General features: G+C 42.1%; 11 protein-coding genes. 4 read left to right on the top strand and 7 right to left on the bottom strand.

Translation table 11 applies throughout. The annotated features are described in order from the left end of the window. From HMPREF9420_RS14785 to HMPREF9420_RS10685, 3 genes are all read left to right on the top strand, one after another. Positions 1-304, top strand: a 304-nt coding sequence (locus HMPREF9420_RS14785) for a DUF3822 family protein (RefSeq protein ID WP_248628109.1), incomplete at its 5' end; no start/stop codon positions are given. A 9-nt stretch (positions 305-313) separates the two neighbouring features. After that, the gene (locus tag HMPREF9420_RS10690) at positions 314-844 is read left to right on the top strand and encodes an RsmD family RNA methyltransferase (protein WP_007135696.1); all 531 of its coding nucleotides are present in this window, start codon (positions 314-316) and stop codon (positions 842-844) included. A gap of 115 nt (positions 845-959) precedes the next feature. Next, positions 960-3,551, top strand: a complete 2,592-nt coding sequence (locus tag HMPREF9420_RS10685; RefSeq protein WP_007135695.1) for a beta-N-acetylglucosaminidase domain-containing protein — start codon at positions 960-962, stop codon at positions 3,549-3,551. A 278-nt stretch (positions 3,552-3,829) separates the two neighbouring features. On the opposite strand, the gene HMPREF9420_RS10680 is transcribed toward HMPREF9420_RS10685, so the two are convergent. From HMPREF9420_RS10680 to HMPREF9420_RS10655, 6 genes are all read right to left on the bottom strand, one after another. After that, on the bottom strand, positions 3,830-4,507 hold the full coding sequence (locus HMPREF9420_RS10680; protein WP_007135693.1) for a hypothetical protein: 678 nt from the start codon (positions 4,505-4,507) through the stop codon (positions 3,830-3,832). A gap of 70 nt (positions 4,508-4,577) precedes the next feature. After that, positions 4,578-5,183 (bottom strand): hypothetical protein, encoded by a 606-nt coding sequence (locus HMPREF9420_RS10675; RefSeq protein WP_007135692.1) that lies wholly within the window; start codon positions 5,181-5,183, stop codon positions 4,578-4,580. A 4-nt stretch (positions 5,184-5,187) separates the two neighbouring features. Further along, a complete protein-coding gene (locus HMPREF9420_RS10670) occupies positions 5,188-6,192 on the bottom strand; it encodes a hypothetical protein (RefSeq protein WP_147625670.1) in 1,005 nt (334 codons plus the stop codon). 30 nt (positions 6,193-6,222) lie between these two features. Next, positions 6,223-6,600: a hypothetical protein gene (locus HMPREF9420_RS10665; protein WP_147625669.1), complete on the bottom strand. Its 378-nt coding sequence runs from the start codon at positions 6,598-6,600 to the stop codon at positions 6,223-6,225. A 34-nt stretch (positions 6,601-6,634) separates the two neighbouring features. After that, a complete protein-coding gene (locus HMPREF9420_RS10660; protein ID WP_007135689.1) occupies positions 6,635-7,591 on the bottom strand; it encodes a hypothetical protein in 957 nt (318 codons plus the stop codon). A gap of 30 nt (positions 7,592-7,621) precedes the next feature. Further along, entirely contained in the window at positions 7,622-8,512 is an 891-nt protein-coding gene (locus tag HMPREF9420_RS10655; RefSeq protein WP_248628108.1) for a tetratricopeptide repeat protein, read from the bottom strand. A 135-nt stretch (positions 8,513-8,647) separates the two neighbouring features. Here HMPREF9420_RS10655 and HMPREF9420_RS14290 point away from each other — a divergent pair, with 135 nt between their 5' ends. After that, entirely contained in the window at positions 8,648-8,782 is a 135-nt protein-coding gene (locus HMPREF9420_RS14290; RefSeq protein ID WP_007135687.1) for a hypothetical protein, read from the top strand. Between the two features lie 356 nt (positions 8,783-9,138). Here HMPREF9420_RS14290 and HMPREF9420_RS10650 read toward each other — a convergent pair whose 3' ends face one another. Further along, entirely contained in the window at positions 9,139-11,073 is a 1,935-nt protein-coding gene (locus HMPREF9420_RS10650) for a family 20 glycosylhydrolase (RefSeq protein WP_007135686.1), read from the bottom strand. Between the last annotated feature and the right edge of the window lie 66 nt (positions 11,074-11,139).

The following is an 11,139-nucleotide window of genomic DNA, read 5'->3' as shown; positions in this document are numbered from 1 at the left end:
ATGGAAGTGTTCTCTTTTTCGTAAGAATCGTTTCCGTTTTTGCAACCGATATGACGTGACCAACTATAATGATGCCGCTTATTATATACTTTATGTTTGGAAACAGTTGAACTTTGATGCCCACGAAGATGAGCTGCATCTATGCGGTGTTTTGCCTGATCGCGAGTTGCTTTCTGCGAACTTAAAAGAGTATGTTCAGAAAGTTTCGGTCATCAATCCGATGGCAGAATTCAACCGCGCACCTATCACAAAGATAAAGGATTTGCCTTTCGACATGATGACATTATTTATTAAAGGTAGATAGAAAAACATTATGAGAATCATCACAGGAACGTATAAAGGACGGCATTTCGACATCCCCCGAACATTCAAAGCACGACCAACGACCGACTTTGCAAAGGAGAATATCTTCAACGTGCTGCAAGGTTATATCGACTTTGAAGGCATATCGGCGCTTGATCTCTTTGCCGGCACAGGCAGCATCTCATTAGAGCTCGTTAGTAGAGGATGCAAACAGGTGGTCAGTGTGGAGGCCGACCGTGACCATTTTAACTTTATTCGCCAGTGTTTTTCAAAGCTTGGAGAGGATAAAGACATACTTATCAGGGGCGATGTCTTCCGTTTTATCAAGCGATGTCATGAGCAATTTGACTTTATTTTCGCTGATCCACCTTATGCATTAAAGGAACTTCCCAAGATTCCTGACCTCATATTAGATGGCGATTTGCTTGCAGATGGAGGCATCTTTGTCTTCGAACATGGCAAAAACTATGATTTCTCAGCTCACGAACGCTTTGTTGAGCATCGCAGTTATGGCAGTGTTAACTTTTCGATCTTCAAGTAATTTTCTCAGAGAAGCAGCATTCTCACCTGTCATGCAGATTGTAATTCCATCTTGCATGGATATATAACAGCATCCAACGACATATTTTATAACACACTAAACAATAAAAACCTATATGAGACCAAAAAGACTTCTTGCAATCTTTTCCTTAGGCTTATGCGCGCTAACAACGCTCCAAGCACAGGAAAATGAGTTTGATTTAGGCAGCCAACGCTCCGAAGTACAGCTTGTAAACCCTATACCTGGAAAGAAAATCAACCATCATGGTCTTATCATTAATCCCACTCCTATCGATTTAAAGCTAATCAATGGAGAATCAATAGACGTTACTGGTGGTATAAAACTCATTCAACCACGAACAAAAGCAAAGACATCATGGGACTATTGGAAAGACCTCGACTTCTTGTCTCCTGCGGTTAAAGGGGTGCCTTTAAGCATTCAATTTGTTAAGATACCCGAAGTTTGTGCGAAAGGCCTTAGCGATAACCCCGCTGTTGATGGGGCCTATACGCTCAAAATCACAAAGAAGGGAATCTCTATCCAGGTTTCCGAAGACCTGGGCGTATTCTATGCAATTCAGACTTTACGCCAGATTATGGAGAGTCCTGTGGCTGAAGGTGGTAAAAAACTACCTTGTTTAGAGATTAACGACGCCCCCGTTTTCCCCTATCGTGGCGTAGTTGAAGGCTTCTATGGCACTCCGTGGTCACACGAAGTACGTTTGTCGCTGATTAAATTCTATGGCAAATATAAGCTCAACACTTATATTTATGGACCAAAAGACGACCCTTATCACAGCTCACCCAACTGGCGTTTACCTTATCCTGCAAAGGAACAACAGAATATTAAGGAGCTCGTTGAAGCATGTAAACGTAATCGTGTGGAGTTCGTTTGGGCCATTCACCCTGGTAAAGACATTCAATGGAACGAAGAAGATTACCAGAATTTAGTTCATAAATTCAATCTTATGTATGCCGATGGTGTACGTTCTTTTGCAATCTTCTTTGATGATATATCAGGCGAAGGAACTAATCCTAACCGACAAGTTGAGTTATTAAATCGCTTAACCAAAGAGTTTGTGAAACCTAAAGGGGATGTTTCTTCACTCATCATCTGCCCTACTGACTACTCAAAGTTATGGGCAAATCCAGGCGAAAATGGTCCTTTGGCCATCTATGGCCGCACACTTGACCCTTCCGTTCGCGTGTTTTGGACAGGCGATGTCGTATGCAGTGATGTCACAAAAAGCACGCTGGAATGGGTTGATAGCCGTATAAAGAGACCGGCTTTCTTTTGGTGGAACTATGCCGTTACAGACTATGTACGCAATCTAATCCTACAAGGCCCCGTGTATGGGCTTGATACTTCCTTGACAAGTAAAGACATGTGCGGCCTCGTTAGCAACCCAATGGAGCATGGAGAAGCCTCAAAACTATCCCTCTATAGTGTGGCAGACTACACTTGGAACCCTTCTGTTTATAACCCCATTGATAGTTGGGAGCGTGGCTTATCAGTCATGATGCCTCATGCAACGAAGGCTTATCGCACGTTTGCCATACATTCTGCCGACACCGAAACAGGCTACCGACGAGACGAATCGTGGGAAACAAAGACTTTCCGCCTGGCAGATTACACGCAAGCGAAACGCGACTCGCTTTACAATGAGTTTGAACGTGTGGCAAAAGCTCCGTCAGAAATCGAGACCGCTTGCACCGATTCGCTGCTGATGAAAGAGCTAAAGCCCTGGCTCATTGAGTTTGGTAAGCTCGGCAAACGGGGCAAAAAAGCTATCGAACTCATGGATATCTATCGCTCAGGTGATGCACAAAAGTTCTGGAATGCCTATCTTTCAAATCGCATGAGCCTTGAAGATAAGCAGGCATACGAGGCACATAAGTCGGGAACCATGAAGCTTCAACCCTTCTATGAGCATGCAATGGAAGACCTTGGCAATGCATTCTACGAACAACAATCAGGCCATAAAGCATTTAGTTTGCGTGGAATTGGCTCATATAAGAACCTCCGTACAACGCAAAGCCACCTGATGTTAGATGGCGACGACGCAACCTTCTACACCTCAGGTGAAGGACAAAAGGATGGCGATTGGATTGGAATAGCACTTCCCGAGACAAAGAGTATCAAGGAAGTACATATCCTTCAAGGAAGAAACTCTAAGGATGACAGCGATTATTTCGACCATGCTACGTTAGAATATTCTACAGATGGCAAGACATGGCAACCACTTTTGGCTGATCTCCGCAATCAATATGACATTCAATGGAAGTCTAACGAGCCTGTAAACGCACGTTACATCAGATTGCGCCGACTAACTTCTGACCGCAAGAATTGGGCTTCAATCCGTTCATTTGTGGTTGTGCCGACTACCTCATCTCTACGTGCTTCGGCCAGCGACAATAGCAGTGCAGACATGATTCTCCGTGCCTTCGATCGCCAACCCAATACGGCTTTCAAAAACACAGGTACACTTTCATTCGATATTTCAAAAGGAACAATAGCCTATACCTTTATGCTCGACCTACCAAAAGATGGTTCTATACGTATCTGTCAGTATGACAAACGCAATCATCTCATGGCAGAACAAACTACCGATAAACCTTTCTTCACGGTCGAAGTAGCAAAGAAAGCTACCCGCATCGAACTGATTGGTAAAGCCGATGTTTATGAAGTCATTGCTAAAGAAAAGTAAATCATAAAGCAAACTGATAAAAAATGCTGTCAGAAATAAGTCTCTGACAGCATTTTTTTGATACGTACCTTCATACAAAAGCACACAAGCGTGTTTCCTATTGATGCATTCTCAGCCTCCAGAAAAGGAAGACGGCCAATAGAACTATCGGTACTGCGAGCTTCAAATTATCCATTATAGCTGGCGAATCGAAGCTAAAAAGCAACATAAAAAATAGCACAAAGGCTACAAACAAATAGAAAATAAATCTTAATATCTTAATCATGATCTCACTATCGCTATGCGATTGCCTCGTCGTTTGACACTTCAAAGCATCTATAAATAAAGTAATATAAGAGCAAATAAAGGCTCGACGTCAACAAATTAATAAACAACCAAGGCATCGAAGCTAAGGTTACAATCACACGAATGAATAGAAGATCACAAACTTTCTCTATCAATAAGAGTGCAAATAATACCCAACCATTTTCTCTTATGCGCCCCGAGAAGTTGAAAATTAAGATACATACCAACACAAACCACATGCCTTGCAACATCCAATAAGTGCACATGAGCATCATCTGCAACGTACTTACCATTGTAAACTCATTGAAATTGGAGTTCATAATGTACCATGTATTCATGATATTCAAAATGCAACTCAGTGCCAACATGAAGATAAAAGCCAAACAAAACCAAGGTGCCCACTTGGAAAATGGCTTCAAGGCAACGCGCAATACATTAAGAATATAACCCGAACATGCCACTATCGCCCCATTCAACAGCAACCAAAAGACTTTACTTTTGAGTATAGGCACCAGCAACACCAGAACCACATTGTATGAACTTGAATGAAAAAGGGGATCCATTATGCTTTGAAAAGCAAGTAGAATACCTATCCCCCATAGTGCCATCTTCATTCTCTTATGTTGCGTTTGGCTAATTTTAAACGCTGAAATTCCATTGTTTTTATTCATTCTCTTTCTCCTTTTATTACTTAAAAACTAACATTCTATTTTTTAACTACGCTTTTCAACTCCCCTATTTCTATTTATACAGTCCTACTTTCCAATAGCCAACAACCACCAACAACGTTATCATCAGACATAAAACACCACCGATGATATAGGCCGTTTTACGCTTTTCCCAATAGAACGTATTATTATCCACCAAGTCAATCTTAGCTAAGTGCATTTGTTTCTGCAGCATCTGAATACTTGCTGCATAGGAAACCTTCCCCGTGTTTAAGTCAAAGATGAAATACTTTTGTTCGCCCTTACCTATCACCCGATGGCCAACAACCTGCACTTTGGTCACAGGTGCTAACACAACTTCGTTTCCTTTGGTAATCGATCCGTTCTCCGGATAGTCGACAGAAGACAGGGAATAAACTTTATTTAATGGCACATACCAGCCATCACCAATGCCTAAATCTACATGAAACACGATGGAAATCATGGCCATATAAAGCACACTGCACACTGCATAAACAAAGATTGCCAGTCCGGGAGTAAGGAATGCCAACACCATTTTTTGCCCTCTTCCTTTTGGTTTACAGCAAATACGAACGCCAAGAGCTGCTAAAATTCCTAAGACAACAGCCAACACAGAGAATATTATTCCCCAAATCACGATAGTAAACCCTATTCCCATACACTTAATTTATTGTAATCTGTTTTCTCGCTTCATCCCAAACCTGTTTCCACTCGGCTTCCGTGATTATCTGATCTGTAATAAGACAATCAATAAAGCCATCATCATAGCAACAGAGTTCGTCGTTAACTTCTTCGGGAAGGTCATCAGGATATTCGTAAAAATCATGTTGTTCCTGTCCCCACCAGTGCTCATCTTGCCGATAAACCCAGGCTGTCAGATTTCCATTCTCTATCTTTTCCCAAAGCTCTCCACTAAAACTTGTCGTGTCATGAAAGTAATATGCCCCGTGATATTGCAGCTTTTCAAGTCGCAAACAAAGGTCATAAAGCGCACCAAGAAGTGCTTTTGACAAATCACTTCGCATGATTTTCATTTCAAACGAAACTAAAAAGTCGCTCTCTATTGTCTCATTCAATGTTACAATATGAGGCCATGCTGCTAATGTTTGGGCCACTTCTGCCCGCAACATCCTTAGCTTTTCATCAGATAAAGAAGGCTCCAAACGAAGGTAATGCTTTGCAATAACAACATGATTTTCTTTAATTTTATATTCAAACCATGTGTTTGAAGCCTGTCCAAAGCATCCCCAGCCACCATCAATTCGGCTGGTTATCGTCTTCTCCTGACGGAAAAACCAATGCCGATAGCGCCAAAACATAAAGTAATGACGGTAGGCATAGAGGGTAAACAGCCCAGCAAGTACGACCACAACAAAGGGCATTAAGTCATGAGGACGGGCATTCATTGTCCCCAAAGCCATTAACCAAACAAACAATAACCAAAAGATAATGAGTAAAACGAGCCCTATTTGTCGCATCACATCTATCAGTCGCCAATGTCGCAAGGTCCACCTTCCCACGATTTCGAGCTCAAAAAACCAGTTAATGAGCAGTGGAAGCATGAATGATATGCCCAAAATAAGCCCCTGACGATCGTTAGAATCAAGGAAAGAAAGACCGAAAGCAATTGCTCCTATAACAAAAAGTATTTTGTCTATATGCTTCATGAAGTTCATCTTTACTTATACTTTGAATGGTCAATCGAGGCGATGTTCGTCTAAATGTAACACACGATCTTCTGCAACTTGCAGCACTCCTTTCATTTCCCGAAGCTCGTTTATCGTCTTTTTCTTGTCAAGTTGCGGAGCCAAACGAATGGCAATGGCATTGAAATTAACGTAATTATAGATGAGCTTACACTGCTTAATACGCACAAAATTCAATAGCGCTTGCTTGCCAATACTGCGATCATAATAGATAATTAGTGTGCGGTCAACTGCCGTATCGCTTTTTGTTGTAACACTATCTACAGCCAAAGGTGTGCCACTTAAAGCTAATTGCCGCCTTGAAGTGGCACAAGCGGTGAGCACAACAACTACAAAAGCCACCATGAAAAAAGTACTCTTTTCTTTCATATCAACACACATTAAAGTCTGAATCATAGCCCGTTTACCTATTGCGGTAGGCTTTTGCTGCTTTAAGATAAGGCTTATAAGCCGGCACATCGGGATTTTCGACTACGCATTGCAAGGCATATTCCCTCACACTTTCACGATTGTTATAGTTGTCATCTTCAGGAATATACTTCCAACGTGCATGGATATCATCTAACATATCAAACCATCTATAAGGTTCAACAGATTGATTTTCGGGGTGAATCCAACGCTGAATCTTCTCCCATATCGTGGTACTTGGTGCATAAATATGTTCATAATCGACTCTATAAGCCTCAACATCAATAGGATTTTCCACTCTTCCGTGGAGTGCATCTAATACGTATTGCACGTCTTCGGGCTTGCGATAACGCGCTAAAGTGACTAAGGCTTCGATGTAATGGTCGTTTAAGAAGAGCGCTTTTACACGTTGATAATAGGCGCGATGTGGCGGCATTCGCCATAACAAATGCCTGAGATAATCTATATGTTTGGCATTAGAAGCAAACAAGATACAACTATCAATAGCCACAGAATCGGCTTTGGTCAGCCCATATTGTCGGCCTTTTCGCTGAAGGATTTCTATGCGAAGATTAGCCAACGGCTCTTCATAACCACTACAACCATATTGAGCTGGCACTATGCTTTGATTCTGTATATCTAACAAAGCAAGGTTTTTGGCCATGTCAGGACGCTTTCTCAAGAGCGCAATAAAGGCTGCATAACGCGCCATTGGCACGCTATCTGAGGCTGCTATCTGATAGAGTTCATCAACCGTAGCCACTTGTTCCAAGGTGTCGATAAACTTATCTTGATGTGTCAATCGGCCCTCGTAGCCCACCGGTCCCGGCGTATACGACCTGCCAATCCGCTGGATAATGCGCTCAACTTCTGGTCGAATAGATGTAGATTGACAGCCAACCAAAAGGCAAGTAAACGCAAAGCACAAACCAAAGACTTTGATTCTCTTCATCTTAAAAACGCTTTTTCATCAATGATTCCACTAATCTTTTACGCCCAACTCATGCTTAGCTTCATTGCGAATATCCTCGTTTGTGCTCTTCAAGAGCTTTTTATAGAACTCCTCAGCTTGTTTCTTGTTGCCGGTTTCCTTAGAAAGGGTGGCAATATTAGCTACAACAATGTCATCATCGGGCGCCAATTGGTAGAGTTGAAGCAATACTTTTAAAGCCTCTTGCTTCTCTCCTTTTACAGACAACAACGCCGCTTTATTGTTTAAAAAGTAAATGTTCTTGGGATAATTCTTTAGCACATGGTCAACAAAACTCATGTTAACATCATCTTCTTGCGCATCATAGAGCTGACGAAAATAGTCTTGCAGCGTTGAGAAGAAGAACTCTTCAGGAGCCGAAGGAGTAGACTTATCGTTTGTCCAAAGCCATTTTTGGTGATTAATCACCGAGCGATCGATCACTTGTTTCATCGTTTCAACAGCCTCTTTTGAATGGTTTTCAAGCAGCTGCACATGGATTTTACCAAACCAAAGATCAAGTCTGTCGGGATGTTTTGCCAAGCCTTCAGCAAACTTTTGGTAGAGTTTGTGCATGGTTTTCGCATCATAGTACACCTGATCTGTAATAGATCCGGCCTTATTTCCGGTTGAATCTGTCAGCAAAAGCCCGTTATTTACCGCCGTATCTGCCGAGAGTTGCAACACTTCATGGCGTGCTTCCATCAACAAAAGATTGCACCAAGCAGCATAGATATCACCTGATTGTCCCGCTCTTTGTTCCCACTGGGGGATGAATTTGCGCAGTGCTGCCGTGTCTTTTCGATTTAACAACGCTTGAAAATGTGCATAGTCTTTGGACTGTCCCCATGCCATGAGGCTACAAAGACATGTAAAACATAAAAGAAATGACTTTTTAAGCATATCCGAAATATTAAAAATCAACGTGACAAATATAAAGAAAAAAAATCAGAAAACAAGCAAATTATGTTGTGAAATATATGAATCCACGCCGTAGGTGTTATGTATTTCCATTTAATGCACCATTAAATCAAGTTATTGAATGAAATTAATTGTATCATGGAATGTGTGAATCAACGCTGTAAGCGTTGTACCTTTGATAGCCCAGGGTTGTCAAACGATAGTGCAGACTACCCTGGGAGTGTGCGTGTTGTGTGGGGAACAACGCTGTAAGTGTTGTACCTTTTTCAAGCGGGTTGACATTAAACATAGTACAACAGAAATGTTTCCACGCCGTAGGTGTTATGGTTTCTTTGAGGACTCCATAGCAAATGACAAAATGATTTGATGCAAAGCGGCGTGTCATTAGACTTGTTTTGCGCGATAAAATGATGCAAATCAGCGCATGAAATGACTCAAATCATGAGACCTTTTATAGCTGACTGCAAATCAAGGAATTGGCAGGCACAAAAAGAAACGACAGCCCCCTTCTCATCAAGAGAAGCGAACTGTCGTGTGTTTCATAAAAAAAGACATATTCAATCGCACTTAACGGCGGACTGAAATCAAGCAAAACTGCCCATAATTCGTCACTCCAGGCCTTCTACTTTGAGATTAGTGATGTGGCTGTTAAAGGCTCCTGTGTGCTGTAATGGAAAGACTAAGGTGCTGATATAATACATATCACCACGCTTTCCGAAGTTAATCTTGCGCACAGGCAAATCACTTACGAGGTGATTATTAACAAAGAGTGATGTCTTTTCCTTGTCACCAACAATGGATACACGTACTTTCTCACCAGGAAAGAACTGATAATCGAACGTGTTGAGATAGCCGTCACGCGAGAAACCGAGTTTCCCGGAAATAGGATCTGACAGATAAAAGCGGGTATCGCCATAGTAGAAAAGCGTTGTTCCGCGTGCTTCTGAGCGTGCATCAATATCGAAACTCACGCGATAATGCCATCCAATTTGAGGACATTCCAAACGCGTTTCAGGAGAAACAACCTTCTGCTGATAGACAACTCCTGTGGGATAGTGTCCTGCATAGTTCATTCCTGGAGCCTCACTCAACGCCTTTCCGCGACTGACAAAAGTTGCATAATCGAATGAAGGCTTAGCCCCTGTCCACATCTTTGTAGCTAAAGTCTTCATGGCGGGTAACACGCGATAGTGCACATCCTTATCACTTATGCCGTTACCTTCTATATCATTCCACACCGCGAAAGCCCCTCCTTTAATTTGTTTGTGGCGTTCTGGGAACTGCATACCATTGATATTCGCTGGAGTCCAAGTGTTATAGAGTCGCTTTGTGTCAAGATAGTCATAGTAATAACCAGCTTTTGGCACGATATATACTTGTCCATCAGGAATACTTATAAGGTCATAGCCGAGCTTAATCATTTCATCTGGCTTTGAATAATCATTCGACCAAGCATACATTAGCACGTCTTTCACCTTGATAGGTGTCGTGCCTTTAGCGTGTGTTTGCTGTCCCCATATCACCGCTTTTCGGTGATATTTCTCCACCAAACGAATGTAATGGTCGGTGAAAGCGCGGAACTTCTCAACGACTTTCTGGTCTTTATTAGAGTATTCATCCGTGCCAACATGAACATATTTGCCACGAAAGACAGGATTTTCTCCTTGCAAATATTCCGTAAACAGCGAGTCACAAAAGGCTTGTGTCTGTGGATTCATGAGATCAAGGTGGTCGGGTGGATAGTCCTTACTGGCCAAATTAGGACGAAACCGCGTTAAAGCGAGGCAATGAGCAGGTACATCTATCTCGGGGATTACCTCTATTCCAAGACTATCAGCAAGCTGTTGTAACGCGATGAAATCATGCTTTGTATAATGCCCATCGCGTGCCGTTAGTCCGGGAAACCATTCACTTTCCAAGCGGAAAGCAGCCGGAGTGCGACTCCAATCGTTGTTATAGAACCACTGAAAGGCATTGTCATTCAGATGAATATGAAAGACATTCATCTTATAATAGGCTAACATCTTGACATACTGGCGTAGCATTGACATTGGAAAATACTTGCGACCACAGTCCAACATGACGCCACGGAAGGGATAATCAGGCGTATCTCGAATTTCTCCTCGTGGCAAAGCATGGGACGGATGCTGTTCAAGCAGCTGCAACAAGGTGCGTGTTGCCCAATAAAGTCCTTTGCTATCGTTGGCCGAAAGAATAGGAGCGTCGTGTATAGACATCGTATATCCTTCTTCGCCTAAAGCCTTTTCGGCCTTTAATCTCAATACAATGTCACCTTTACGTGCCTTATCCTGTACAAGCGTTAGTTGCTTTCCAAAGAGTTGTTGATAATCATCGGCCAACTGTTGTGCCACTTTCTTTTCTTCTAATCCCTTATAGATGATGCGGCCAGAAAGGGCAATTGAGCCATCAAGTCCTTTCCATTCTTTCACCTCGGGGATAGTAAACGGCTTTTCATTTATAGCAAATGACGACACGCATAGCGACAAAGCTATGAACAATAACAATAAAATTCTTTTATTCATCAATAGGTAATATTTTGTGGGTTATAGATTCTCATTGTGTAGAATGGCATTAAACAGCATTTATAC

The organism is Segatella salivae DSM 15606 (assembly GCF_000185845.1).
Taxonomy (GTDB): Bacteria; Bacteroidota; Bacteroidia; order Bacteroidales; family Bacteroidaceae; genus Prevotella; species Prevotella salivae.
The sequence above is the reverse complement of the archived record's forward strand: the minus strand, read 5'-3'. Positions and strand labels throughout refer to the sequence as shown.